This window comes from Kordiimonas gwangyangensis DSM 19435 = JCM 12864 (genome assembly GCF_000375545.1).
GTDB classification, from domain to species: domain Bacteria; phylum Pseudomonadota; class Alphaproteobacteria; order Sphingomonadales; family Kordiimonadaceae; genus Kordiimonas; species Kordiimonas gwangyangensis.
This window is the reverse complement of record NZ_AQXF01000006.1, coordinates 108,336-133,056: the sequence shown is the minus strand read 5'-3', so window position 1 is coordinate 133,056 and position 24,721 is coordinate 108,336. Positions and strand designations below refer to the sequence as shown.

General features: G+C 57.8%; 25 protein-coding genes. 20 read left to right on the top strand and 5 right to left on the bottom strand.

Features of this window, described 5'->3' with window-relative positions:
- The first annotated feature begins 98 nt into the window (after positions 1 to 98).
- The 4 genes from B150_RS21640 (at position 99) to B150_RS0116815 (ending at position 4,256) form a co-directional block, all read left to right on the top strand.
- Positions 99 to 1,076: a diguanylate cyclase gene (locus B150_RS21640; RefSeq protein WP_020401120.1), complete on the top strand. Its 978-nt coding sequence runs from the start codon at positions 99 to 101 to the stop codon at positions 1,074 to 1,076.
- Between the two features lie 214 nt (positions 1,077 to 1,290).
- Positions 1,291 to 1,944 (top strand): protein-L-isoaspartate O-methyltransferase family protein, encoded by a 654-nt coding sequence (locus B150_RS0116825; RefSeq protein WP_020401119.1) that lies wholly within the window; start codon positions 1,291 to 1,293, stop codon positions 1,942 to 1,944.
- A 150-nt stretch (positions 1,945 to 2,094) separates the two neighbouring features.
- Positions 2,095 to 3,483 carry a TolC family outer membrane protein gene (locus B150_RS21635; RefSeq protein ID WP_020401118.1) on the top strand — a complete coding sequence of 463 codons (1,389 nt, stop codon included), beginning with the start codon at positions 2,095 to 2,097 and terminating at the stop codon, positions 3,481 to 3,483.
- A gap of 188 nt (positions 3,484 to 3,671) precedes the next feature.
- Complete coding sequence (locus B150_RS0116815) at positions 3,672 to 4,256, top strand: DUF2497 domain-containing protein (RefSeq protein WP_020401117.1); 585 nt, start codon at positions 3,672 to 3,674, stop codon at positions 4,254 to 4,256.
- A gap of 55 nt (positions 4,257 to 4,311) precedes the next feature.
- Here the strand turns inward: B150_RS0116815 and B150_RS0116810 are convergent, their stop codons facing one another.
- Positions 4,312 to 5,358, bottom strand: a complete 1,047-nt coding sequence (locus B150_RS0116810) for a retropepsin-like aspartic protease (protein WP_020401116.1) — start codon at positions 5,356 to 5,358, stop codon at positions 4,312 to 4,314.
- Between the two features lie 241 nt (positions 5,359 to 5,599).
- On the opposite strand from B150_RS0116810, the gene B150_RS0116800 reads away from it, so the two are divergent.
- Entirely contained in the window at positions 5,600 to 8,239 is a 2,640-nt protein-coding gene (locus B150_RS0116800; RefSeq protein WP_020401114.1) for a valine--tRNA ligase, read from the top strand.
- A 215-nt stretch (positions 8,240 to 8,454) separates the two neighbouring features.
- On the top strand, positions 8,455 to 9,213 hold the full coding sequence (locus tag B150_RS0116795; RefSeq protein ID WP_162139718.1) for a substrate-binding periplasmic protein: 759 nt from the start codon (positions 8,455 to 8,457) through the stop codon (positions 9,211 to 9,213).
- Positions 9,214 to 9,258: 45 nt separating this feature from the next.
- Here B150_RS0116795 and speB read toward each other — a convergent pair whose 3' ends face one another.
- Positions 9,259 to 10,170, bottom strand: a complete 912-nt coding sequence (speB, locus tag B150_RS0116790) for an agmatinase (protein WP_026168452.1) — start codon at positions 10,168 to 10,170, stop codon at positions 9,259 to 9,261.
- Between the two features lie 197 nt (positions 10,171 to 10,367).
- Between speB and ilvD the strand changes: the two genes are divergently transcribed.
- The 4 genes from ilvD to panD all read left to right on the top strand — a co-directional run bounded on the left by ilvD (position 10,368) and on the right by panD (position 14,148).
- Entirely contained in the window at positions 10,368 to 12,218 is a 1,851-nt protein-coding gene (gene ilvD, locus B150_RS0116785) for a dihydroxy-acid dehydratase (RefSeq protein WP_020401111.1), read from the top strand.
- 10 nt (positions 12,219 to 12,228) lie between these two features.
- A complete protein-coding gene (locus tag B150_RS0116780; RefSeq protein ID WP_020401110.1) occupies positions 12,229 to 12,666 on the top strand; it encodes an acetyltransferase in 438 nt (145 codons plus the stop codon).
- Positions 12,667 to 12,777: 111 nt separating this feature from the next.
- On the top strand, positions 12,778 to 13,539 hold the full coding sequence (locus B150_RS0116775) for a hypothetical protein (RefSeq protein WP_155860113.1): 762 nt from the start codon (positions 12,778 to 12,780) through the stop codon (positions 13,537 to 13,539).
- A 147-nt stretch (positions 13,540 to 13,686) separates the two neighbouring features.
- Positions 13,687 to 14,148: an aspartate 1-decarboxylase gene (panD, locus tag B150_RS0116770; protein WP_020401108.1), complete on the top strand. Its 462-nt coding sequence runs from the start codon at positions 13,687 to 13,689 to the stop codon at positions 14,146 to 14,148.
- Positions 14,149 to 14,154: 6 nt separating this feature from the next.
- Here panD and xth read toward each other — a convergent pair whose 3' ends face one another.
- From xth to B150_RS0116755, 3 genes are all read right to left on the bottom strand, one after another.
- A complete protein-coding gene (gene xth / locus B150_RS0116765) occupies positions 14,155 to 14,940 on the bottom strand; it encodes an exodeoxyribonuclease III (protein WP_020401107.1) in 786 nt (261 codons plus the stop codon).
- A 15-nt stretch (positions 14,941 to 14,955) separates the two neighbouring features.
- On the bottom strand, positions 14,956 to 15,297 hold the full coding sequence (erpA, locus tag B150_RS0116760; protein WP_020401106.1) for an iron-sulfur cluster insertion protein ErpA: 342 nt from the start codon (positions 15,295 to 15,297) through the stop codon (positions 14,956 to 14,958).
- 119 nt (positions 15,298 to 15,416) lie between these two features.
- Positions 15,417 to 15,929 carry a PAS domain-containing protein gene (locus B150_RS0116755; protein ID WP_020401105.1) on the bottom strand — a complete coding sequence of 171 codons (513 nt, stop codon included), beginning with the start codon at positions 15,927 to 15,929 and terminating at the stop codon, positions 15,417 to 15,419.
- 168 nt (positions 15,930 to 16,097) lie between these two features.
- Here B150_RS0116755 and B150_RS0116750 point away from each other — a divergent pair, with 168 nt between their 5' ends.
- The 10 genes from B150_RS0116750 to tatC all read left to right on the top strand — a co-directional run bounded on the left by B150_RS0116750 (position 16,098) and on the right by tatC (position 24,713).
- Complete coding sequence (locus B150_RS0116750) at positions 16,098 to 17,309, top strand: deoxyguanosinetriphosphate triphosphohydrolase (protein WP_020401104.1); 1,212 nt, start codon at positions 16,098 to 16,100, stop codon at positions 17,307 to 17,309.
- Positions 17,306 to 19,057, top strand: coding sequence for an arginine--tRNA ligase (gene argS, locus B150_RS0116745; RefSeq protein WP_020401103.1), 1,752 nt, complete (start codon positions 17,306 to 17,308; stop codon positions 19,055 to 19,057). Before B150_RS0116750 ends, argS begins: the two co-directional genes overlap by 4 nt.
- Before the next feature lies 1 nt (position 19,058).
- Complete coding sequence (locus B150_RS22690) at positions 19,059 to 19,874, top strand: SPOR domain-containing protein (RefSeq protein ID WP_020401102.1); 816 nt, start codon at positions 19,059 to 19,061, stop codon at positions 19,872 to 19,874.
- An 11-nt stretch (positions 19,875 to 19,885) separates the two neighbouring features.
- The gene (gene nagZ, locus B150_RS0116735) at positions 19,886 to 20,893 is read left to right on the top strand and encodes a beta-N-acetylhexosaminidase (RefSeq protein WP_020401101.1); all 1,008 of its coding nucleotides are present in this window, start codon (positions 19,886 to 19,888) and stop codon (positions 20,891 to 20,893) included.
- Positions 20,894 to 20,911: 18 nt separating this feature from the next.
- Positions 20,912 to 21,562, top strand: coding sequence for a site-2 protease family protein (locus B150_RS0116730; RefSeq protein WP_020401100.1), 651 nt, complete (start codon positions 20,912 to 20,914; stop codon positions 21,560 to 21,562).
- Entirely contained in the window at positions 21,559 to 22,374 is an 816-nt protein-coding gene (locus tag B150_RS0116725) for a segregation and condensation protein A (RefSeq protein WP_020401099.1), read from the top strand. The genes B150_RS0116730 and B150_RS0116725 overlap by 4 nt, the downstream gene beginning before the upstream one ends.
- A 5-nt stretch (positions 22,375 to 22,379) precedes the next feature.
- Positions 22,380 to 23,111, top strand: a complete 732-nt coding sequence (scpB, locus tag B150_RS21625) for an SMC-Scp complex subunit ScpB (protein WP_020401098.1) — start codon at positions 22,380 to 22,382, stop codon at positions 23,109 to 23,111.
- 73 nt (positions 23,112 to 23,184) lie between these two features.
- Complete coding sequence (locus B150_RS0116715; RefSeq protein WP_020401097.1) at positions 23,185 to 23,430, top strand: twin-arginine translocase TatA/TatE family subunit; 246 nt, start codon at positions 23,185 to 23,187, stop codon at positions 23,428 to 23,430.
- Positions 23,431 to 23,469: 39 nt separating this feature from the next.
- Positions 23,470 to 23,883, top strand: a complete 414-nt coding sequence (tatB, locus tag B150_RS22685; protein WP_020401096.1) for a Sec-independent protein translocase protein TatB — start codon at positions 23,470 to 23,472, stop codon at positions 23,881 to 23,883.
- A complete protein-coding gene (gene tatC, locus B150_RS0116705) occupies positions 23,880 to 24,713 on the top strand; it encodes a twin-arginine translocase subunit TatC (RefSeq protein WP_020401095.1) in 834 nt (277 codons plus the stop codon). The genes tatB and tatC overlap by 4 nt, the downstream gene beginning before the upstream one ends.
- Positions 24,714 to 24,721 lie beyond the last annotated feature (8 nt).

Sequence of the window (24,721 nt, the reverse complement as noted above, 5' to 3'; positions counted from 1 at the left end):
ATGAAATCGGTGTCATTTTTTGGCAAAAAGGTTGCAATAGGCTAGGCTGGGCTGGCATAGTTTGCCGGGGTGCGATTGGTATCGAGGGCGAGTGAAGAATGACAGACGATCTGGTATTGATTGTAGAAGACATTCGCGTGATGGCGAAACTTCTCGAATCCACCATCTCAGACCTGGGGGCGGTGATCACCGCTGAAAGCGGGGCCGAGGCGCTCAAGGTCGCGGCGGACAAACAGCCGAGCCTAATCCTTCTGGATGTTGTGTTGCCGGATATCGACGGTTTCGAGATCTGCCGCCGCCTGAAGGCGAATGAGGCCACAAAGCATATCCCCATCATCATTATTACCGGCCTGCACACAGAAACCGAGGACGAGACATCGGCCTTCGCGCTCGGCGCGGTGGACTATATTCGTAAGCCGTTTGAGCGCAGCATTGTGCGCGCGCGGGTGAAAACCCAGCTTGAGCTGGTGCGCGGCCGGCGTGAGCTTGAAGCCGCCAACAAGGAGCTCGCGTATCTCGCTGCCGTCGATCCGCTGACCAAATGTTTCAACCGCCGCTATTTCATGAATGCGGCGGAGGGTGAGATTGCGCGCATGAAGCGCCACAGCACGGAACTCACCGTCGCCATCATCGATATCGACCGGTTCAAGATGGTCAACGACCGCTTCGGCCATGAGGCGGGCGACCGTGCGCTCGCGACCGTTGCTGAAATCTGTGAACACAGCCTCCGGCGCGAAGATACACTTGGCCGCCTGGGTGGTGAGGAATTTGGCATTCTGTTGCCCGCGACCGACCAGCAGGGCGCGAACGAGGTGCTCCAGCGGCTGAAAAGCCGTATCAGCCATCAGGTGTCGCTTGTGGAGGGGGAGAGTGTTTCGCTCACCGTCAGCATTGGCATGACCGATGTGTCCGAGGATGATGACAGTTTCGACCAGGCGCTTCGCCGCGCCGATAAGGCGCTCTATACCGCGAAGAAGCTGGGCCGCAACCGCATCGTCTATGAGCCAAGCGTGCCTGCGGAACTACCGCCGAGCACCTTCCCGATGCATGACCCGCGCGAGATTGATTTCGGCTGATCGCATGCGGGGTTCGCGCGCCTTGCGTGAGCCTTGCGCTGCCTATCATTCGGTCGCGCAGATGCGTCCGTTCGCCGCAACCGGATGGGGATTGGCGGCCGCCTGTGGCAATAAGCCTGTCGTTCAAGTGATTTTTTGCATGACTATGGCCGCGTGCCTATTTATAAAGCGGCAAAAGCCGTAAACAGTTTTATGTGAAATAGGGGTTCCAGCCGTGACCGAATCAGCAGTCGCCCGCAGCCATATGATCGATTGTCAGCTTCGTGTGAACGAAATGAATGACGAACGTGTGATCGAGGCTATCCGCGCGATCCCGCGGGAGCAGTTCGTACCGAAAGCCAAACGTTCCGTTGCTTATGTGGATGAAGACCTGCCGATTGGCGATGGTCGTTTCCTTATGGAGCCGATGGTGTTCGCGCGTCTTCTTGATGCCGCTGAGATCGGCCCGAAGGACCTTGTGCTCGATATCGGTTGCGCGACCGGCTATTCAACCGCTGTGCTTGCGGGCCTTGCTGACGCCGTTGTTGGCCTCGAGACAGACCCCGAGCTTGTGGCGATGGCTGAGAAAAAACTCGCGAACCTTGAGATCATGAATACCGCGGTTGTCAGCGGTGCGCTGAACGCGGGTGTTGCCAAACAGGGCCCCTTCGATGTGATCGTGATCGAAGGCGCGGTTGAGGTGATCCCGGACGCGCTCATTAAACAATTAAAAGAGGGCGGCCGCCTTTTGTGCGTAAAACTTGAAGACGGGCAGGGCCGCGCCCATATCGTGACCATGGAGGATGGTATTGCATCTGGCAGGGACCTGTTTGATGCAAACATTCAACCGCTTCCGGGTTTCGAGGCGGAAAAAGGTTTTGTATTTTAACGCTACGCAGGAATGAGATGCCAATCGCTGTATCTTAATCCGGGTGGAGTTAATTTTTGAATAGTGATAAAAACACAAACCCCTTGGCGTAAAGGCTGATGAAAAGCTGGCCGCCAATAAAAACAACAGCGAGGAAACAAGGAGACGCATATGAAAAAGGGGATCGTATCACTCGTTGCCATGGCAACGGTGCTTACCGGGACATTTGCAGCAAGCGGTGAGACGCTCGAAGAAGCGCTCGCGGCAGCTTACGAAAGTAACCCGCAATTGATGGCTCAACGCGCCGCACTGCGTGCCGTTGACGAAAGCATTTCCCGCGCGAAGTCAGGCTTTTTGCCGTCGCTTCAGGGCGAGTACAGTTACTCGGATACCAGTACAAGAGCAATCGGTGAGAGCGGGGAATACGACCCTTCGACACCGGGGGAATCCGAACAATACGGTGTGACAGCCAGCATGAACGTGTTCCGCGGCTTTCAGGACCGCAACGCGGTCAAGGGCGCGCGCAACAACGTGCTTGCGGGCCGCGCGCAACTGCTGTCGGTTGAACAGCAAATCCTGCTGGATGCCGTTTCGGCTTACATGAATGTGGTGCGTGACGAAGCCGTTGTGGCCCTGAACGCCAACAACGTGCAGGTTCTTGACCGCCAGCTTCAAGCCAGCCAGGACCGTTTCCGTGTGGGTGAAGTAACCCGTACTGACGTAGCGCAAAGCGAAGCCCGCCTTGAAGGTGCCAAGTCTCAGCTTCTGACCGCCGAGGCAACTCTGGCTGCGAGCCGCGCACAATACCAGCGTGTTGTTGGCCGTCCGCCAGCCACGCTTGAGACACCAAAGGCGAAGCCGCAGCTTCCCGTTGACCTTGATGCTGCTATCGAGATTGCAATGGAACTGAGCCCATCGGTGATTGCCGCGAAATATACCGAACGTGCGGCTGATTATTCCGTAAGGCAGGCCAAAGGTGCGCTGCTGCCCACAGTCGGTGTGCAGGCTAGCTGGACTGACAGTTCCAGCTCGGGGCTTACTGAATCGCAGCAGGGATTGGTGCCTTTCTCCAATGACAACCAACGTCGCGCTGTCGGTGTGCAGGTTACCGTGCCGCTTTATGCCGGTGGCGCTCGTCACTCCGATATTCGCCGCGCCAAGCAAATCCGCAGCCAGCGTCTGATGGAAATCCGTCAGGCTGAGCGTGTGGCGCAGGAAAACGTGTTCGTCGCGTGGGACCAGTACCGCGCAGCCGTTGGCCAGATCACGTCTTCGGAAGCACAGGTTCGTGCAAGCGAGATCGCGCTCGAGGGTGTTCGCCAGGAAGCCTATGTGGGTTCCCGCACCACGCTTGACGTGCTGAACGCCGAACAGGAGCTTCTGAACGCCCGCGTGGCGCTTGTGCGTGCACAGCGTGACGAGTTCGTGGCCGCCTACAGCCTCGTGTCCGCAACCGGTCGCCTGACCGCGCAGGATCTCGGCCTCGGCGTTACCCGCTACGACCCGGACCAATATACCGACAAAGTGGACGACAAGTTCATCGGTTGGGACGTTGAATAATTAATTTGCGAAACTTCGCAGGTAAAAAGGGGCCTTCTGGCCCCTTTTTTCATGAAAAATAGCTGTTTTTGCGTGCTTGCGCTTTTTGTGCGTGTTGTTCGTAACTTCCTTTGCTAGTTTAAGAATTATTGACACGTGACTCTCTAAACGGTACCTGTGGTCTAGGGAGTTCTAATACTGGCTGGTCTATGAGCGACAACGCATCCGAAGACGAACCGACAATGGAAGAGATCCTGGCGTCTATACGCCGGATCATTTCTGATGAGTCGGAAGAAGACGCCGCGGAAGCAGAGGTGGATGACACCTTTGATGAAGCGCCTTCGCCTGAGCCAGAGCCTGAGCCGGAACCCGAGCCAGAACCTGAGCCTGAGCCGGAACCAGAACCCGAACCAGAGCCGTTCCCGGAACCAGAGCCCGAGCCTGAACCATGGCCCGAGCCCGAACCCATTCCGGAGCCGGAACCAATGCCGACCCCGGCACCAGCCCCAGTGTATGAGCCGGAGCCTGAGGAAGAAGACGTCTTTGAACTGACGGACTTTGCTGGTGACGCAGAAGCCATCGTTTCGCCACCGGTTGAAAACCGCACGGCGGAGAGCTTCGCCCACCTCACACAAATGATGGTGGCAGGTTACGCGGGTGCGGATAACACGCTTGAGGGCCTTGTGCGCGCCATGCTGAAGCCGATGCTGCAAGGCTGGCTTGATGAACACCTGCCTGCCATCGTGCAGGACGCGGTTGAGCGTGAAGTGGCCCGGATTGCGCGCCGCAAATAGCGGCGGAGGGCTCACGCCTCACACATTTCAAACAGTTTCCATGTGCCTGAACAAGCTATTGTTCGGGCACAATTTCTGTTGCGTCCTTGGTGAAGGTGGATTTGGGCGTGGAGGAGGGGCGCGGCCGCAGGTCCTTGATGATGAACTCCTCATTGCCCGGTGTGTAGATCACTTCATTGCTGATGCTATAGCCAATCCCGCGGGAGCGATTGCGCGCTTCCATCAGCAGCTTGCCGCCAGAGAGATCAATCACATAGCGGAAGGGCAGGAACATGCTGGCGCCAATAAGCCCGTCCCGGTCCTCAAGCTGCCCGGCGCGTGAGGGGCCGACAAAAACCGCGAGGTTGCGGTAAAGAAGCTTGGAGAAGCGGATCAGCCCGAAAAAGACGATGCCTTTGCCTTCTGCGCGCAGGCTCTCCCGCTCATCCGGCGTGGCGACACGGTCAAAATGCCGGTCATGCCACAGCACCACACCGCCGGGGTAGCCGGTGTCGAGCAGCAGCTTTTTCGTGGATGGCCATTCCTCCCACGGCAGGCGGAAACGGTGCATCAGGTAGGGTGTGTCTTCCTCCATCACCAGGTCATGAGACAGCCTGTAATGGGCGCTAAGGTCCGTGCCGCCCGCATAGATGTTCATCACCCGGTCGGAGGGCACAATCTCCACCACATAGTTCCTCAGGAAATCGCGACCCAGAATGCCGGAGAATTTGGTGCCAATATCAGCCACGATGCCTTCATCCGCCTTGAGGTACAGCACTGTATCGCTTGTGGTGGTGAAGTCCGGCACGGCGCTGAAGGTCAGCGCGCTGATGCGCGCGCCTGTGGCACCCTTCGCGAACGCCGGGAAGCTGATGTGCCGTTCCTCCGTGAAGGTGAGCTCTGCTTTATTCAGCGCGTCGCTTTCGAACAGCAGGGAGGTGGATGCGCCAGTATCCAGCAGCAGTTTGACCGGCACGCCAGCGGCCGTCATGTGCACTTCAACCCGGTTGTCGGTCAGGTCAATGGGGGCGCTGGCGATGGGGGCAGGGGCTTGCGCAGCATCATCCACCGCGCGGGCCATACCCGCGCTGACAAACAAAAGCATGATGGCGACAAGTCGCATGCTGGCTTCCCTTCCCGAATGCTTGTGCCCAGCCTAACACGGGGCAAAAGCATGCGCCAATTGGCCATTGGTGCAGGGTGGGCACAGAATGCGCGCGAAAGCGGCCAGAAAGTTGCGGAAAAGCGCGAGTTCGGGCTTTTGTTTTGTGCCAGAATTGTGCATTGTGCGCCCCCGGATTGCCCGGAAAAATGTGAAGGGCTGCGCGTGTGCGCGGCCACAGTGTGACAAAACGGAATAGAAGATGCTCGAAAAGACATACAGCCCGGCGGATATCGAAGCCAAATGGTACGAACATTGGGAAAACTCAGGCGCGTTTGAATGTGGCAAGCGCGAAGGGGCTGAGCCTTATGTCATCGTCATGCCGCCGCCGAACGTCACCGGCAATCTTCACATGGGTCACGCGCTTGATAACAGCCTGCAGGACACGCTTGTGCGCTTTGAACGCCTGCGCGGCAAGGACGTACTTTGGCAGCCGGGTACGGACCACGCGGGCATCGCCACTCAGATGGTGGTTGAACGCCAGTTGGACGCTGCCGGCGGCCCAACGCGCCAGGACATGGGCCGCGAGGCTTTTCTTGAGCGCGTGTGGGAATGGAAAGCGGAATCAGGTGGAGCGATTACCCGCCAGCTTCGCCGCCTTGGCGCAAGCTGCGACTGGAGCCGCGAGGCTTTCACCATGGATGAGCCGCGCTCCAAAGCCGTGCTCAAGAAATTTGTCCAGCTCTATAAGGAAGGGCTTCTCTACAAGGACCAGCGCCTTGTGAACTGGGACCCCAAGCTCAAGACCGCGATTTCGGACCTTGAGGTGGAGCAGAAGGAAGTCGACGGTAATTTCTGGCACTTCAACTATCCGGTTGACGGTGAAGAGGGCGTGTTCATTGAAATCGCCACCACGCGGCCGGAGACCATGCTGGGCGACACCGCCGTTGCCGTGCACCCGGAGGATGAGCGCTACAAGCACCTGATCGGCAAGTTCGTCAAGCTGCCGCTTGTTGGCCGCCTGATCCGCATCGTGGGTGATGAGCACGCAGACCCGGAGCAGGGCACCGGTGCCCTCAAGGTTACGCCTGCGCACGACTTCAATGACTTTGAAATCGGCAAGCGCCACGACCTTGAGATGATCAACATCTTCGACCGTGACGCCGCGATCAACGAGAACGCGCCGGAGAAATACCGCGGCATGGACCGCTTTGAGGCGCGCAAGGCTATTGTTGCTGACATGGAAGCCGCCGGTTTCCTCGTCAAGGTCGTACCACACCGTCATATGGTACCGTTCGGTGACCGTGGCGGCGTGGTGATCGAGCCTTGGCTGACCGAGCAGTGGTATGTGGATGCAGCCACCTTGGCCAAGCCCGCGATTGAGGCGGTTGAGACTGGCAAGACCAACTTCATCCCGAAAAACTGGGAAAAGACCTATTTTGAATGGATGCGCAACATCCAGCCGTGGTGCGTTAGCCGCCAGCTTTGGTGGGGCCACCGTATTCCTGCGTGGTATGCACCTGATGGCAGCGTATTCGTTGAGGAAACCGAAGAAGCAGCTTACGAGGCCGCACGCGCCAAGCTGGGCGCTGACGTGACGCTCACGCAGGATCCGGATGTGCTCGACACATGGTTCTCAAGCGCCATGTGGCCCTACAGCACGCTCGGCTGGCCGGAAGACACGGATACTGTCAAAAAATACTATCCGAACAGCACGCTGATCACGGGTTTTGACATCATCTTCTTCTGGGTGGCGCGCATGATGATGTCCGGCATTCATTTCATGGATGAGGTGCCGTTCAAGAATGTCTATATCCACGCGCTGGTGCGGGATGAACACGGCGCCAAGATGTCCAAATCCAAGGGCAACGTGATTGACCCCCTTGAGTTCATCGAGAAATACGGCGCGGATGCGCTGCGTTTCACCCTTGTGGCGATGGAAGCACAGGGTCGCGACATCAAGCTCAGCGAGAAACGTGTTGAGGGTTACCGCAACTTCGCGACCAAGCTCTGGAACGCTGCGCGCTTCTGCGAGATGAACGAGATCGCAGGCTCCGACAGCGTGGATGCGCCCGAAGCAACCTTGGCGGTCAACAAATGGATCATTGCTGAGGTGGCCAAAACCACGGCGGCCATCACCCGTGCGCTTGACGCTTTCCGCTTCAACGATAGTGCGGACGCCATCTATCACTTCACGTGGGGCACCTTCTGTGACTGGTATGTGGAACTGATCAAGCCGGTGTTCTGGGGCGAAGACGAAGCTGCAAAAGCCGAGACCCGCAAGGTTGCAGGTTGGGTGCTGGATCAGATCCTCGTGCTGCTGCATCCCTTCATGCCGTTCATCACCGAAGAACTGTGGCACGCCACGCGCGACGACCGCCCGTATGACCTCATCCACGCGGCATGGCCGACCGTGGCTGAGACCGCAGACGCTGCGGGCGAGGATGTGAACTGGCTCATCCGCTTCATCACCGAAATCCGGTCCACCCGGTCGGAGATGAATGTGCCAGCGGGCGCGAAGGCAACGGCCCTTGTGGTGGGCGCGAGCGACGCGACGAAAGCCCGTCTTGGTGAGTTCCAGGACATGATCTGCCGCCTCGCACGGCTCGAGAAAGCCGAAGCGGTGGCGAGCGCCGAGAGCAAAGGCGCAGCTCAGCTTGTTGTGGACGAGGCAACCGTCTACCTCCCGCTCGCCGACCTGATGGATCTGGACGCGGAAAAAGCGCGGCTTGAAAAAGCGCTTGAGAAGGTTTCGAAGGAAGCCGGTGCGCTTAAGGGCCGTCTTGGTAACGAGGCGTTCGTCGCCAAGGCGCCTGAGCATGTGGTCGCGGAAGCGCGTGAACAGCTGATCGACCTTGAAGCGCAAGCAGCCAAAGTGAAAGCAGCGCTGGCGCGGCTCTAACAAGTGTGGCGCTTACTCCGCCTCCGAAACGATACAGGCAAAGCACTCCCATCCGGGGGTGCTTTTCTTTTTATGGGCGGATAGAGAGCATTAACCTATTGCTGATAAGCTCACTTAAAGTAGCACTTTAGCCGATTCGCTGAAGGCTACAGTTACGAGTCGTTTCGAGTCTAATGGTTAGGGTGGCTAATCACGTGTTTTTGGGTTTGGCTAGAATGATAAAGCGGGTTCTTGCGGGCATGATGGCGTTGGCAGGGTTGATGGCCTTGGCGGTTGTTCCTGCACGCGCAGACCATGCCATCCGCATTGGCGGACCCGCGATCAAAGGTGTGTTCGAGAAGGACAAGCCAAGCCCTTATTGGGATTTCTACAAGGATATTGCAGCGGGTAGCCCTGTAGGCGTTGACCTGCATATGCTGCCGGTCAAGCGGTTCACCCGCGCCTTCTTCCAACATGAATATGACTGCATGTACATGGCGTCGGAGGATGAAAAGTTTTACCGCGACAATGGCAAGGAATTGTCGGAGCTAAGGTTCACGCCTGTGTTCAATCGGCTGTCGATGCATGCCTACACCGCCAAGGGTGTGGAGAAGGTGCACAGCATGGATGACCTCAAAGGCAAAACCCTTGCTGGTGACGAAGGCCTCCATGTCAGCTCCATCGCGCAGCGGCGTCTGTCATTCGCGAAGTCGATCCTATATGCCAACACGATGGACGACGCGTTTGCGCTGATCGCAAGCGGCCGTGCGCAGGTGGTGATTTCCTACTCAATCGACGCGCAGCAGTATTTCGACCGTGCGGGCGAAAAAGCCTATCACGCAGACAAGAAATTTGTGCTGATGAGCCTTGGGGAGCAGTTCACCTGCTGGCCGGGCAACCATGGTGATGAATTTGTCGCTTATGCCACCAAGCGCATTAACGAGCTCAAAGCCAGTGGCGAGATCAAGTCACGCTACGGCTTCTCGGCCGACTGAAGGGTAGTTACGGCACCGGAGGCGATGCCGTAATCTTTTGTTTCCTTAGCCGCGCTGTTTACGCGCTTCCGCAATCAGGTAAAGAATATCGCAGGCGATAGTCGCGCCGGCGAGGGCGGTGATCTGCCCCGGGCCTTCATAATGCGGCGCAACCTCAACCTGGTCACCGCCCACAATATTCATGCCGCGAAGCGCCCGCAGCACATCACGCGCATAGGCCACATTGGGGCCACCCACCACCGGTGTGCCGGTCGCGGGCGCATAAGCTGGGTCAAGGAAGTCGATATCGAAGGTCAGGTATGCCGGGCGGTCACCGACACGGGCGCGAATTCGTTCAGCCATCTCTGCAGCCGGGGTGCGCAAGCACTCAAGCCCGTCATGCACCAGCATGCCGTGTTTGTCCGGGTTCGGTGTGCGCATGCCGAGCTGGATCGAATTCTCCGGCACGATGATGCCTTCCTTGATGGCATGGTAGAACATGGTGCCGTGGTTGAGGTCTTCGTCCGTCCACGTGTCCGAATGCGCATCAAAGTGGATGAGGGCCAAGGGGCCGTGTTTGCGTGCATGCGCGCGCAACAGCGGATAGCTGATCGAATGGTCACCGCCGATGGTCAGGAGCTGGGCGCCGGTCGCAAGCACCTTGTCTGCCGCTTCTTCGACACACGGCATCATGCGGTCCGTGTAGGCAGTAAAGCCTGTTACGTCGCCAAGGTCAGCAACCTTGAATTCGTCGCGGAAATGATATTCCCACGGCCAGACACCCCACGGGAACTCTGCCATGGTGAGCGACATTTCGCGCACACCGCGCGGGCCGAAGCGAGCACCGGACCGGCCGGTGGTCGCAAGGTCAAAGGGCACGCCCATCACGGCGATGTCGAGGCCTTCGGCGCTGGGCGCAAAAGGCATACGCAAAAAACTGATCAGGCCCGCATAGGGTTCCATCATGCCTTGGGACACGGCATTTGCTCCTTAAAAGCATAGAAATCAAGCCCCATCTATAGGCTGACGGCCATTTGCAGGCAATGGCTTTGCTTGAAATTAAAATACAAAATAGAGCGTGATTTCTTTTCGTTTCTTATCGACAGGCGCGCGCACTGCGGCTATGGTCGCGCCAAATATGACGCGTGAAGTTGATCCTGTCCGGAGAGCCAATAATGCCTGAGTATCGTTCCCGTACCTCCACCCATGGCCGCAATATGGCGGGTGCCCGTGCGCTTTGGCGCGCGACCGGCATGAAGGATGAGGATTTCCGCAAGCCGATCATCGCAGTCGCGAACAGCTTTACCCAGTTTGTGCCGGGCCACGTACACCTGAAGGACATGGGCCAGCTTGTCGCGCGCGAGATTGAGGCTGCGGGCGGTATCGCCAAGGAATTCAACACCATCGCGGTCGATGACGGTATCGCCATGGGCCACGATGGTATGCTCTATAGCCTGCCAAGCCGCGAGATTATCGCCGACAGCGTTGAATATATGGCCAATGCACACTGTGCGGATGCGCTCGTGTGCATCTCGAACTGTGACAAGATCACCCCCGGCATGCTGATGGCGGCGCTCCGCCTCAATATCCCCGCCGTCTTTGTCTCCGGTGGACCGATGGAAGCGGGCGAGGATGATTATGAAGGTGAAGTCAGGAAGCTCGACCTTGTGGACGCGATGGTCGACGCCGCGAATCCCAATATCTCGGATGAGGATGTCGCGCGGATTGAACGCAGCGCGTGCCCGACTTGCGGTTCATGCTCCGGTATGTTCACCGCCAACAGCATGAACTGCCTCACGGAAGCCTTGGGCCTTAGCCTGCCGGGCAACGGCACGACGCTTGCGACGCATTCGGACCGCAAGGAACTGTTCCTGACCGCGGCGCGGCTGATCGTACAGATCACCAAACGCTATTATGATGAAGGCGACCAGAGCGTGCTGCCGCGCAATGTGGCGAGCTTTGGCGCATTCGAGAACGCCATGGCGCTTGATATTGCCATGGGCGGGTCGACGAATACCGTGCTGCACATTCTGGCGGCGGCTCAGGAAGGCGAGATCGACTTCACCATGGCGGACATTGACCGCCTGTCACGCCGGGTGCCGAACCTGTGCAAGGTGGCACCCGCTACACAGAAGTACCACATTCAGGACGTTCACCGCGCGGGCGGCATTTTCTCCATCCTTGGCGAACTGAACCGCGCTGGCCTTATCAACGGCGAATGCACCACCGTGCACACCCGCACGATGAATGAGGCCATCAGCCGCTATGATGTGCGGCTGAGCAACGACCCGGACCTGCATCATTTCTTCCGCGCTGCACCGGGCGGGGTGCCGACGCAAGTGGCGTTCAGCCAGTCCAAGCGCTATGAGGAGCTGGACCTTGATCGCCGCGAGGGCTGTATCCGCGATGCCGAGCACGCCTATAGCCGCGATGGCGGCCTTGCGGTGCTGTTTGGCAATATCGCCGAAGAAGGCTGTATCGTGAAAACCGCGGGGGTGGACGAAAGCATCCTCAACTTCATCGGTCGCGCACGGATTTTCGAGAGCCAGGACGCATCCGTTGCCGCGATCCTTGGCGGTGAAATTGTTGCCGGTGATGTGGTTGTCATCCGCTACGAAGGCCCTCGGGGCGGGCCGGGCATGCAGGAAATGCTTTATCCCACCAGCTACCTCAAATCCATGGGGCTCGGGAAAGAATGTGCGCTGTTGACCGATGGCCGTTTCTCGGGTGGTACGTCCGGCCTTTCCATTGGCCACGCCAGCCCTGAAGCCGCGGACGGCGGCGCCATCGGCCTTGTGGAAGAGGGGGATATCATCGAGATTTCGATTCCCAACCGCACCATCAACGTGAAGGTGGATGCTGCAACGCTTGCCGCGCGCCGGGAGGCGATGGAAGCCAAGGGCGCAGACGCCTGGAAGCCGGTGGCCCCACGTAAACGCAAGGTGACTAAAGCACTTCAGGCCTATGCCGCCATGACCACCTCCGCGAGCCGCGGTGCGGTGCGTGACGTCTCCCGTTTCAAATAAGGATTTTTCAGTGAGTTTTCGGAAAGCACAGTCAGGCGACCTTGGTCGCCTGTTCGACATCTGGCGCGACGCTGTCGAAGCGACACACCACTTCCTGAGCGCGGAAGACCGTGCGGAGATCGCAGTCATCGTCAAAAATGATTATCTGCCTAACGCTGAGTTCGACGTGTATGTCGATGCTTCGGGCAAGCCGCTTGGCTTCATGGGCTGCACCGGCAACAATGTTGATGCGCTGTTTGTTGACCCGAAATGCCATCGGCAGGGCATTGGCCGCCAGTTCATTGACCGCGTGAAGGCGGAGTATGACGAGGTTACAGTTCAGGTGAACGAGCAGCAGCCGCAGGCCCACGCCTTTTACCGGAGCTGCGGGTTCAAGGACATGCGCCGTGACCCCGTGGATGATGCAGGCAGGCCATTTCCCACTGTCCACATGCTTTGGCAGCGTTAACGCTTTTCAAGTCAAACGCGATTGGCTAGCCTGACATGAGATTATCTTGTTAGGGGGGAAGAGGTCGTGGACGCCAAGTTTCCAATTCTAGAATTTATCAAGCAGTCTTTCGTGCAGACATTTTCGTTCGGAAAAGGCCTGCTCGTAACGCTGGCTGCAATCATCGCCATCGCTGTCGCCATCATTGTCGTGTTCTTGTTGCTTGGCGTTGCATTGGCTGGCACGGGCGGTGGCGCGACAGGTGCCATGATATTCGGTGGGCTGGTGAGCGTGGTGATCGCGCTATATGGCATGGGTTGGATTTTCAACTACTGGGCACGGGTTGGTGCGGACGGGCGCGAAAACCTGTTCCCGGACGGCTTTGGCGCCACTCTCACACCCGCCCTCGCCACAGGGCTCAAGCTCCTTTTTATCGGTATTCTGGTGTGTCTTGTGGCGATTGTGGTGATCATGATCACTGGTATCCTTGGCATTGGCGTAACCTTTGACCAGTTGCCGCGTTTGGGCACCATGGACTCGCTTGAGGTCGTGCAGGCTATGGGCTTTGCCTATCTCATCGTGTTTGGTGTGTCTTGTGCCGTTTATTCCGTCTTTTCATCGAACCTTACTAAAACCGCACTTGGCCGGGAGGATGAGGAGATCGGCGAGCCTCATGTGCTTGAATTCGCGCTGGTGTTATTCTTCATTTATGCCGCTTGTTATGTGCCCTTGATGATCGTTCAGGCTGTGGCGCCGAAGATGGTCGGTGTGTTGCTTGAATATGTTGTCGGCATATTCCTGTTGGCGCTCATCCCGGTTGCGCATGGGCTTCGGTATGATTGGCAGCGTCAGGTTTATGCCGCGCGTCAATCGCAGGAGCCAATGGGCGAATAACGCCTGAAAAGACGGTGGAAGCATTGTGGGGTGGGCGTTTGCTCGCCCCATTTTCTTTGCCGCTATCTTGACGGCGCGGCCTGAGTGGGCCATATGCGGCTAGCGGCTGCGGATGTTTGGGCAGCCTGATGTGAAAGGACAGGTTAGATGAGCAAACCGCACCTCGATGGCGCACTGCGCACTTTCATGTATGGCAAGCTGCACCGCGTGACAGTGACGGGCGCTGAGCTCAATTACGTTGGCTCCATCACCGTGGACCCCATCCTGTTGCGGGCGTCGGGCCTGCTGCCGCACACGGCTGTCGACGTGGTGAACATCACCAATGGCGAGCGTATCACCACCTACATCATCGAGGGTACCGAGGGCTCGGGCGTGATCTGCCTCAACGGTGCGGCGGCACACCAGTTCTCGAAGGGTGATCTCGCGATCATCATGGGGTATGAGCAGGTTCCGGCCTACGACCTGCCGGGCCGTATTTCCCGTGCGGTCCATGTGGACAGCAACAACCATATCGTCGCGGTGGATGAATATATCACACCAAGCCTTGAAGAGCTTGGCCAGCCAAAGAACAACCGCGAGGGCGAAGTCTACAAAACCGTAGACGCTTAGGGCCTTCTAGACGTCCAGTTCCACCCATACAGGTGTGTGGTCGCTTGCCTTTTCCTTGGCGCGCGGCAGCCTGTCTACCTGCGCGTCCTTCAGTAGATCTGCGGCTTGCGGTGACAGCAGCAGGTGGTCAATGCGGATGCCGTGGTCTTTTGGCCATGCACCGCGCTGGTAGTCCCAGTAGCTATACATCGGCCCTGCCGGGGTGATCTGGCGAATGGCGTCGAGGTAGCCAAGGTTGATTAGCGTGCGCAGGCCGGCCCGGCTTTCGGGTTGAGTGAGGGCATCATCAACCCATGCTGCCGGGTTGTGGCAATCCTCATCATGCGGGATGACATTATAGTCGCCTGCAAGCACAACCGGCATCTCAAGTGTCAGCAGGTAGCGCGCACGCGCGGCAAGGCGCTTCATCCATGCGAGCTTATAGTCGAACTTTGGTCCCGGCTGCGGGTTGCCGTTCGGCAAATATATGGAAGCGATGCGCACGCCCTTGACGGTGCCCTCGATATAGCGGGCCTGTTCGTCTTCCGTCTCGTCACCACCGTCTACGGCGGGCAGGGCGCGTTTCACATCTTCGATCGGGTGCTTGGACAGCAGCGCCACACCATTGAAGGACTTTTGGCCGAAGGTCTCAACGTTCCAGCCCTTGTCTTCAAGTTCAAGGCGGGGGAAGTTCTCGTCTACGCTCTTGATTTCCTGCAGGCAGGCAACATCCGGTGAAAATTCGTCCAGCCATTCAAGGAGACGCGGCAGGCGCGCCTTCACGCCGTTGATGTTGAAGGTGGCGATTTTCATGGATGTCTGTGCCTTTTAGATAGCGAAAGAGGAGCCGCAGCCGCAGGACGACGAGGCATTGGGGTTCTTGACCTGGAAGGAAGCGCCGACAAGGTCTTCGACAAAATCAACTTCCGAACCCATGAGATAAAGTAGCGATGTGCCGTCCACAAGCAGGGTAACGCCGTCCCGTGTCACCACGATGTCGTCGTCTTTCTGTTCCTCATCGAAGTCAAAGCCGTACTGGAAGCCACTACAGCCGCCGCCCGACACTGACAGCCGAAGCTTCAGGTTTGGGTTGCCTTGCTGTGCGATCAGCGCGCCAACGCGCTCGGCGGCGCGGGCGCTCAGGCCAATTGGGGGGGCTTTGTCACTCATGTTAAACACTTGTCCGTTTCTGCCCAGGTTACCGGGCGTGATCCATGTGCCATATGTAGGGACTAGCGGTGCCTGCGTCAATTCACGAGGGTGTGGCCGGTCAGACTTTTGTGGTGGCGTCAGGCGATGCCGTGAGCCTCGCGGCCAAATTCGATAGTGCCGTGCTTGCTGAAATCGAATGCCAGCATGATGGTATCCAGCACTTCAGGTGCGCCGTTATGGGAAAACGGCAGCACGAGGGAAGTGAAGTCGATGGGGCTGATGTGCTCCGGGCGGAACTTGCCCTTGAAATACATTGGCGCGTCGGCATGGGCCGTGGCATCCAGCATGCCGTGCACAATATCGTGTACATAGTTGTCTGTCGCTGTCGTGAGGCTGCTGTGGCTTTGTCTCAGGCGCAGGACCTCAACCACCATGTCGCCGGTCAGGCGATCTTCATATGTCCCTTCCGCGGTGCGGGTTACCATGGCGATCTGGGGCAGGAATTTGGCGAATTTCTGCGGACGGAAATTGCGTTTGTCAGGGAAATGCCTGTCTTCCCGGATTTCATACCAGTGGCCAAAGATATCGGCAAGAAAGCTGGCTTTCTGCAGGGTTTGCCGGTCTTCAATCTTAAAGGACAGTTCGATCATTCGCGCCGCATAGTTAATAGTGTATTAACGATGTGTATACTTATTAACACTTTGTTAATAATTTCGACTGTGCCAGAGAGCGTAAGAAAAATCCAGCAAACAGTTGCCCAAAAAATTGGGCGCCTTTAATGTGCCGGAAACGCGCAACAGGATATACGGAGAGACCATATGAACGATGCTTTGCCGCGCTATGAGGACACGCTTGCATCTTACGCCTGCAAACCGTCAGAAACCCGCGGCCGAGTGTTCAAGGAACCGGAAACGCCGAATCGCAGCTGTTACCAGCGCGACCGCGACCGGGTGATCCACTCATCCTCCTTCCGTCGCCTCAAGCATAAGACGCAGGTTTTTGTCTATCACGAGGGGGACCATTTCCGTACGCGCCTCACGCATTCGCTCGAGGTGGCGCAGATTGCGCGCTCCATCTCCCGTTCCATGCACCTTAATGAGGACCTGGCTGAAGCGCTCGCGCTCGCGCACGATCTCGGTCACCCGCCTTTTGGCCATATTGGCGAGAGCGTGCTCAATGAATGCATGGAAGGCTATGACGGTTTCGATCATAACGCTCAAGCTCTCCGCCTTCTGACGCGTCTTGAGCACCGTTACGCATCGTTCGAGGGGCTGAACCTGACATGGGAAACCCTTGAGGGGCTGGCAAAACACAATGGCCCGCTCACCGATGCGCCGATTGATCCCAAGAATCCGCCTGAGGAACTTCCGTTCGGTTTCCGCGACTATCTGCCGGAAAACGACCTGGAAATTCACACCTATGCATCTGCAGAAGCCCAGATCGCGGCCCTTGCCGATGATATTGCCTACTCAAGCCATGATCTGGATGACGGACTGCGCGCGGGCCTCTTCGAGCTTGAAGAACTGAAGCGCATTCCGGTTGTCATGCAGCTCATCGATGAGGTGAAATGGACCTATCCCGGCGCGCCGAAGGATGTGGTCATTCACGAGCTTGTACGCCGTATGATCAACCGTATGGTTGCCGACCTGATGGTCGAGAGCAACAAACGCATCGCAGCTCTCGCGCCCAAGACGCCGGACGATATCCGCAACGCGGGCCAGCCGACGATTTCCTTCGGTCTCGAGATGCAGCAGGCGGTCAAGGAACTTAAGGGGTTCCTCTTTGAACGCATGTACCGCCACTATCTGGTGAACCGCATGGGCAGCAAGGCGAAAAGGGTGGTCACCGACCTTTTCAATCTGTATATATCCGAGCCCGAATGCCTGCCGACGGAATGGAGCGCCCGCGCGGGCGAGCGCAACTCCGCTGAAACTGCCCGTGTGGTGGCTGACTTCATCGCCGGCATGACCGACCGTTTCGCCTTCCGCGAACATGCAAAACTGTTTGATTTGAACCGAGTATCACTATGAATGTTTTTACCCACTTTCGGGGTTCTATCGAGACGCTGTTGAACGCGCTTGCCACCAGTGGCGAGCTGCCGTCCGGCATGGACTATTCCAATATTGCGGTTGAACCGCCGCGTGACGCGAGCCACGGCGATATCGCCACGAATGCAGGCCTTGTGTTGGCGAAACAAGCGGGCAAAAAGCCGCGCGATATTGCGGAGCTCTTGAAGCCGGGCCTTGAAGCGCTGGCCGAAGTTGAGACTGTTGAGATCGCAGGCCCCGGGTTTATCAACCTGCGTATCGCTGCCGGTTTCTGGCAGGGCCAGGTGAAATCTATCCTCGAGGCAGGCACGTCGTTTGGTGATAGCCAGATGGGGGGCGGTCAGAAGATCAACGTTGAATATGTTTCCGCGAACCCGACGGGGCCGATGCATGTGGGCCACGTGCGTGGTGCTGTGTTCGGTGATGCACTCGCCAACCTGCTGATCAAGGCGGGCTTTGACGTGTGCAAGGAATATTACATCAACGACGCGGGCAGCCAGATTGATACGCTCGCGCGCTCGGCGCACCTGCGCTATCAGGAAGCGCATGGCCGTGACATCGGCGAGATCCCCGAGGGGCTGTACCCCGGCGATTACCTTGTGCCGGTAGGTGAGGCGCTCAAGGCTAAATACGGCGAGCAGTATCTCGATGCGCCGGAAGCTGAGTGGCTTGATATCTTCAAGAAAGAAGCCTCCGACGCGATGATGGTGATGATCCGCGAGGACCTGAGGCAGCTTGGTGTCGAACATGATGTCTTCTTCTCGGAGCGTTCGCTGCATGAAAGCGGCCGTATCCCTGAGGCAGTGGACGTTCTTCGGAGCCGCGGTCATATCTATGAAGGTGTGCTGGAGCCGCCGAAGGGCAAAACGCCGGACGATTGGGAACCGCGGGAGCAGACCCTGTTCCGCGCCACCGATTTTGGTGACGATGTGGACCGTCCGCTCCAGAAGTCCTCGGGCGAATATACCTATTTCGCGGCGGATATCGCTTACCACCATGACAAATATGTGCGCGGCTATCATCAGATGATTGACGTGCTGGGCGCGGACCATGGCGGCTATGTGAAACGCATGCAGGCAGCCGTCAAGGCGCTTGCGGAAGATGGCGCGCTTGATGTGCGCCTTTGCCAGCTTGTGAAGCTTTACCGTGACGGTGAACCTTTCAAAATGTCCAAGCGGGCCGGTAACTTCGTGACACTTCGTGAAGTGGTGGATGAAGTTGGCGCAGGCGTGACACGCTTCATTATGCTGACCCGCAAGAACGACGCGCCGCTCGATTTTGACTTCAAGAAAGTCATGGAACAATCGAAGGATAACCCGGTCTTTTACGTGCAGTATGCGCATGCCCGTGTGCATTCGGTTCTGGCCAAGGCGCGGGACGCGTTCCCGTCGCTCGATACGTCGGACAAGAGCCTTGAGGGTGCTGACTTGTCGCTCCTCGCGTCCGATAGCGAGATCGCGATGATCAAGCAGTGCCTTGCGTGGCCGCGTATGGTTGAGGCGGCAGCCGAAGCACATGAACCGCACCGGATTGCGTTTTTCCTTTATGATCTGGCGTCGGAGTTCCATACTTTCTGGAACAAGGGCAATGATGACCCAAGCCTGAGGTTCATCATTGAAGGGGAAGAGGCGTTGACCAAAGCACGTATGGCGCTTGTGCGCGCTGTTGCAATCGTGATTGCAAGCGGCCTTACGGTGCTTGGCGTTACGCCGCTGGAGGAAATGCGGTAACATGAGCGATGACAGAAATTCAGCAAACAACCAGGACCGCCTGAGCGCAGAGCGCGATATTCCGCCATGGCTCCAGCCTGTGCCGGAAGATGAAGCGCCGGAAGGCGGCATGTTCGCGGGCAAAAAAATCTGGATCATGGCAGGTGTCGCCGTCACGGTTGTTGCGCTGTTTGTCGCGGTTATTGTTGCACTTTATGACGGTAGCGCCGGTGAGGCGCCGCGTCATATCACGGCGGACACCAGCCCCATTCGTGAGAAGCCGGCTGATCCCGGCGGTATGGATGTGCCCTATCAGGACAAACAGGTGTTTGAGCGCGCGAGCGGTGACACCACTCCTTCTGGCGATGTGGCGCTTGGCCCGGAACCTGAGGAGCCGGTGGAAAACCTCCCGGTTGAGGAGGAGCCAGCATCCGACGACCCCATTGGCGATATCGCCGCGGAAGTGACAGAGCCAGCAGCTAAGCAGGAAGTAAAAGTCGAAGAGCAAAAGGCAGCGCCTGCACCGGCGAAAGTGGAGCCAAAGACTGAAAGCAAGCCAGCGCCTGCCAAGACGGCAACGACCAGCAAAGGCTATCACGTGCAGCTTGGTGCCTATGGCTCAGAGGAGTCCGCTGAAAAAGCCTGGCGCACCGTGCGCGGCAAATACGGCAATTTCCTCTCTGGCCTGACGCCGACTTATGAAGCTGTGCAAAGCGGTGGCCGCACGCTTTACCGCCTCCGGGTAGGAACGCTTTCTACCCGCGCCGCAGCTGATGAGGTTTGCCTTGGCCTACGTGCCCAGCAGCAAGCCTGTATCGTTGTGAACCCGAACCCTTGAGGGCGCCTGCAATGATCCCTGCTATTTTCGGCTGCTCCGGCACCACGCTCACCAAAGAAGAGCGTACATTCTTTGAACGGGTGAAACCTGCGGGTTTCATCCTTTTCAAGCGCAACTGCGAAAGCCCAGACCAGATCCGTGCGCTGGTGAGCGACCTCAAGAAAAGCGTTGGCCGGCACAAGGTGCCAATCCTGATTGATCAGGAAGGCGGCCGTGTGCAGCGCATGAGCGAACCGCACTGGCGCAAATACCCGCCCATGGCCACATTTGGCAATATGGCGCAAAAAGACCCGACGTTGGCGGCAAGCGCACTTCGCCTCAATTGCCGCCTGATTGCGGATGACCTGCGCCGTGTGGGCATTAATGTGGACTGCCTGCCAGTCCTTGATGTGATGCGTGATGACGCTGACCCCATTGTGGGCGACCGTGCGTTCTCGCGCGATCCTGACCTTGTGGCCGCTTTTGGCCGTATCGTTGTGGATGCGCTGATGGACGGTGGTGTGCTGCCAGTTATCAAACACATGCCGGGCCATGGCCGTGCGTCGGTTGATAGCCATCTCGCGCTGCCGGTTGTGGACACGCCCTTGGGGGAACTAGACAAGACGGACTTCATTCCCTTCCGCGCGCTGCATGACGCCGCCTTCGGTATGACGGCACACATCACCTATAGCGATATTGACCCCAAGCGCCCGGCGACCCTGTCGCGCGTTGTGATCGGGCGTATCATCCGCATGAAAATGGGCTTTACGGGCATCCTGATGTCAGACGACCTGTCGATGAAAGCTCTGTCGGGCGACTTTACCGAGCGTACACAGGGGGCTTTCTCTGCGGGGTGTGATCTCGTGCTTCATTGCAACGGCAATATGGACGAGATGCAGATCATCGCAGCGGCGGCGCATCCTATCTCAGGAAAGCTTGAGAAACGTATCGCGTCCCTCATATCTGAGGCCGACCAGGCGCCTGTGGCCGACCGCGCAGATTTGCGCGCACGCTATGAAGCCCTGATGGAAAAGTTTTAAGAGTAAAGGAACCGGCTTTTGGAAATCCTGGCCGACAAAATCTACCTTCTCAGCATCATGGCATTGCCGTTCCTTCTGGCGGTGACCTTGCATGAGGCAGGGCACGCCTATGCCGCCAATGCGCTTGGGGATAATACGGCAAAGTCGCAGGGCCGTCTGTCGCTGAACCCCTTGGTGCATATTGACCCCCTTGGCACGGTCGTCATCCCGCTGGTGGCGGTGATGGCAAGCCTGCCGTTCCTGATTGGGTATGCCAAACCGGTGATGATACAGCCGCGCTACTTCAAGAAGATGCGCCGGGATATGATCATCGTGGCGCTTGCGGGGCCAATGGGGAACCTTATCGTTGCCATTTTCTGTGCCTATGTGCTGCGCTTTTCTATCGCGTTTGGCGCAGGTGGTAACGACTGGATCACGAACACCATGTACTACGGCATCTTCATGAACTGCCTGTTCATGGTGTTCAACCTGCTACCGATCCCGCCGCTTGATGGTGGTGGCATCGTGGAGCAATTGCTGCCCTACGAGGCCGCGAAAAGCTATCGGTCCATTGCGCCCTATGGATTTTTCATCCTCATGGGTATTATTCTCCTTGCGAAGAATATTATCCTTGTACCGACCCTGTTCATGACGGATCTGGTGGTGAACATGGTTGGCGTGCCGATATGATGGAATTTGAGGAAGACATTCAGGGTGTAAAGCCGGGCACAGATGACCCGGACCAGCTTGTGCTGCATATGGACGGCTTTGAAGGGCCGCTTGATGTGCTGCTCACGCTCGCGCGCGCCCAGAAGGTTGACCTCACCCAGATTTCGATCCTTGAACTTGTCGAGCAGTTCTTGCGCTTCGTGACCGCCGCAAAGGAACTGAAGCTTGAACTGGCGGCGGATTACCTTGTGATGGCGGCGTGGCTTGCCTACCTCAAGTCCCGTCTGCTGCTGCCCAAGGAAGATGACGACGAGGAACCGTCTGCTGAAGAGCTGGCCTTCCGTCTGCAACTGCGCCTGCAACGCCTTGAAGCAATGCGCGAGGCTGGTGCCCGCCTGATGGCGCGGGACCGTATGGGCCGCGACGTGTTCCGCCGTGGTGCGCCGGAAGGCTTGAAGCTTTTGAAGAACGGTTCCTATGATGTGACGCTCTATGAGCTGTTGCGCGCTTATGCCGATAACCGGCAGCGGCATTCCATCACTGAAATCCGTATTGAACGCCGCCCGGTTTATGCCCTTGAGGACGCCATTGAACGGCTATCCGGCCTGATCGGCGATACGTTTACATGGGCGACGCTCTCTACCTTCCTGCCGAACAACCTGAAAGATGACCGGCTGCGGCGCTCCGCGCTTGCAAGCATGTTTGCCGCCTCGCTTGAACTTGCCAAGGCAGGGCAGGCGGACCTGAGACAAATGGAAACCTTTGGACCGATATATCTGCGCCAGCGCATTGAGGACGATGCGCGCGCCACCAACGACAACAAGAATGACTGATACTGATGCTGACGAGTAATGAAGAAGACCTGAGAGAGGTAAGCCCGGAAACGAGCGCGCAGCACCGCCGCATGGTGGAGGCTATTCTGTTCGCGAGCGAAAACCCGCTGAGTGTTGAGGAGATTGCCGAGCGGGTGGGCGAGGGTGTGGACGTGCTGTCACATATTGAAGCGCTCCGTGAAAGCTATGCGACCGCGGGCGTGAACCTTGTGATGGTTGCGGGCAAATATATGTTCCGCACGGCTGAGGATCTCGCGTTTCTTCTACGCCGTGAAGTGGATGAGCCGCGCAAGCTTTCCCGCGCTGCGGTGGAAACCATGGCCATTATCGCCTACCATCAGCCAGTAACCCGTGCCGAGATTGAAGAAATCCGCGGTGTTTCCATCTCGAAGGGCACACTTGATGTGCTGATGGAAGCGGGCTGGGCCCGGATGATGGGCCGCAAGCGGACACCGGGCCGTCCTGTGACATATGGCACCACCGAAGATTTTCTGGTGCATTTTGGTATTGAGACGATTAAAGATCTGCCGGGTGTGCAGGAACTCAAGGCCGCCGGGCTCTTGGACAGCGTTGATGTAGCGCTCGACAAGCTTGGTGGCATGCCCGACCCCGCGAAAGCCATCGCGGAAGCCGAGGGCCAGATTGATCTTGAAGAGGCAATTGCCCGGTCCGAGCGCGAGGCGGCGGAAGCTGCACGTAGCGCAAGGGTCGATAGCGAGGAGCAAGCGGAAGCCTGACCTTGTGAAAAGGCGCTCGCGTTGCCAGATAGTATGACAAACCGGTGGGACTGCCGGGAGAGGGAGAAAAAATATGTTTCCGGGTTGGCTACAGATTGCACTTGTTGTGCTGCTTATCGTGCTGCTTTTTGGTCGCGGCAAAATCTCGGGCCTGATGGGCGATATCGCTCAGGGCATCACGAGCTTCCGTAAAGGCCTCAAGGAAGGCATGGAATCGCCTGAAGAAAAAGAAACGCCGAAGGCGGTCGAAAGCCAGAAGACCATTGACGGCGAAGTTGTGAAATCCTCCGAAACCCAAAAAGAAAAAACCGACGCGTAACGCCTCGGTTCACCCCTTTGGGCTCGGGAGCCTCAGTACATGTTTGATATCGGTGCGATGGAAATCTTCATAGTCGCGGTGCTGGCGCTTGTCGTCGTTGGCCCGAAAGAACTGCCGCGTCTTTTGCGCACGGCAGGTGGGCTTATGAAGCGCGTTCGTGAGCTGTCCTCCGAATTCCGGCAAGGGCTTGACCAGCTGGCGACGGAAGTTGAACGCGAGACAGACCCGTTCCGCGATCTCAAGAAAGAGGAAGGCCTCCGCCCGGGCATGAGCCCGGAGGAAATCACGGACCATATCATGAAGAACCGCGAGGCTGAGGAAGCTGCCGCGATGGCCAAGGACCGCGTGAACAAGGATGCGGACACGGAGCCCGAGGCGAAAACTGGCGACAAGCCGAATGACGGTGACAAGATCATCAAGAAGAAAAAGCCTGAGGGGGCAGACATTCGATGATGACCCCGCATGATATCGCCAAGCCGGACATCACGGACGAGGAAGACGAAGTTGACGCGAGCCGCGCGCCGCTTCTCGATCATCTGAACGAACTTCGCTCCCGCATCATCAAGGTGCTGATCGGCATGGGTGTCGCCTTTGGTGTCGGGCTCTATTTCTCGTCCGAACTGTTTCAGATCCTGGCCAAGCCCTATATGCAGGCGCAGGGTGACAAGGAACACGCCCGCATGATCTTCACGGGCCTGATGGAAGGTTTTGCGGTCAATCTGAAGGTCGCGCTTTATGCCGCCTTCATCGTGACCTTTCCGCTTTTGGCCACGCAGATCTGGAAATTTGTCGCGCCCGGCCTGTACCGGGACGAGAAGAAAGCTTTCCTGCCTTTCCTTGCGGCAACGCCCATCCTGTTTGCTATGGGCGCATGCCTTGCTTATTTCCTCGTGATCCCTTGGGCATGGCAGTTCCTTCTGAGTTTTGAACAAGCAGGTGGTGACGGCGCGATTGCGATTACTGCCGAAGCGCGGGTGAGTGAATATCTCTCGCTTGTGATGCAGATGATCTTTGGCTTTGGCTGTGCCTTCCTGCTGCCTGTCGCGCTTACGCTTATGGGCCGTGTGGGTATCGTGACCGCAGAGGGGCTGCGGGCAAAACGCCGCTATATGGTGGTGGGCACTTTTCTGGTGGCCGCGTTCCTTACGCCGCCGGACCCTATCAGCCAGATCGCCCTTGGCATTCCCATACTGCTCCTGTATGAGATTTCCATCCTGCTGATCGCCGCGACAGAACGCAAAAAAGCTGAAGCCGCAGCCTCGGAAGAGGGCAGCGACAGCTAGCCGAATTT

What these genes read in the sequence shown, in the direction of transcription:
- B150_RS21640 (WP_020401120.1), top strand. Translation starts at nt 99, where the DNA reads ATGACAGACGATCTGGTATTGATTGTAGAAGACATTCGCGTGATGGCG.
- B150_RS21635 (WP_020401118.1), top strand. Translation starts at nt 2,095, where the DNA reads ATGAAAAAGGGGATCGTATCACTCGTTGCCATGGCAACGGTGCTTACC.
- B150_RS0116815 (WP_020401117.1), top strand. Translation starts at nt 3,672, where the DNA reads ATGAGCGACAACGCATCCGAAGACGAACCGACAATGGAAGAGATCCTG.
- B150_RS0116810 (WP_020401116.1), bottom strand. Translation starts at nt 5,358, where the DNA reads ATGCGACTTGTCGCCATCATGCTTTTGTTTGTCAGCGCGGGTATGGCC.
- B150_RS0116800 (WP_020401114.1), top strand. Translation starts at nt 5,600, where the DNA reads ATGCTCGAAAAGACATACAGCCCGGCGGATATCGAAGCCAAATGGTAC.
- B150_RS0116795 (WP_162139718.1), top strand. Translation starts at nt 8,455, where the DNA reads ATGATAAAGCGGGTTCTTGCGGGCATGATGGCGTTGGCAGGGTTGATG.
- ilvD (WP_020401111.1), top strand. Translation starts at nt 10,368, where the DNA reads ATGCCTGAGTATCGTTCCCGTACCTCCACCCATGGCCGCAATATGGCG.
- panD (WP_020401108.1), top strand. Translation starts at nt 13,687, where the DNA reads ATGAGCAAACCGCACCTCGATGGCGCACTGCGCACTTTCATGTATGGC.
- xth (WP_020401107.1), bottom strand. Translation starts at nt 14,940, where the DNA reads ATGAAAATCGCCACCTTCAACATCAACGGCGTGAAGGCGCGCCTGCCG.
- erpA (WP_020401106.1), bottom strand. Translation starts at nt 15,297, where the DNA reads ATGAGTGACAAAGCCCCCCCAATTGGCCTGAGCGCCCGCGCCGCCGAG.
- B150_RS0116755 (WP_020401105.1), bottom strand. Translation starts at nt 15,929, where the DNA reads ATGATCGAACTGTCCTTTAAGATTGAAGACCGGCAAACCCTGCAGAAA.
- B150_RS0116750 (WP_020401104.1), top strand. Translation starts at nt 16,098, where the DNA reads ATGAACGATGCTTTGCCGCGCTATGAGGACACGCTTGCATCTTACGCC.
- argS (WP_020401103.1), top strand. Translation starts at nt 17,306, where the DNA reads ATGAATGTTTTTACCCACTTTCGGGGTTCTATCGAGACGCTGTTGAAC.
- B150_RS22690 (WP_020401102.1), top strand. Translation starts at nt 19,059, where the DNA reads ATGAGCGATGACAGAAATTCAGCAAACAACCAGGACCGCCTGAGCGCA.
- nagZ (WP_020401101.1), top strand. Translation starts at nt 19,886, where the DNA reads ATGATCCCTGCTATTTTCGGCTGCTCCGGCACCACGCTCACCAAAGAA.
- B150_RS0116725 (WP_020401099.1), top strand. Translation starts at nt 21,559, where the DNA reads ATGATGGAATTTGAGGAAGACATTCAGGGTGTAAAGCCGGGCACAGAT.
- scpB (WP_020401098.1), top strand. Translation starts at nt 22,380, where the DNA reads ATGCTGACGAGTAATGAAGAAGACCTGAGAGAGGTAAGCCCGGAAACG.
- B150_RS0116715 (WP_020401097.1), top strand. Translation starts at nt 23,185, where the DNA reads ATGTTTCCGGGTTGGCTACAGATTGCACTTGTTGTGCTGCTTATCGTG.
- tatB (WP_020401096.1), top strand. Translation starts at nt 23,470, where the DNA reads ATGTTTGATATCGGTGCGATGGAAATCTTCATAGTCGCGGTGCTGGCG.
- tatC (WP_020401095.1), top strand. Translation starts at nt 23,880, where the DNA reads ATGATGACCCCGCATGATATCGCCAAGCCGGACATCACGGACGAGGAA.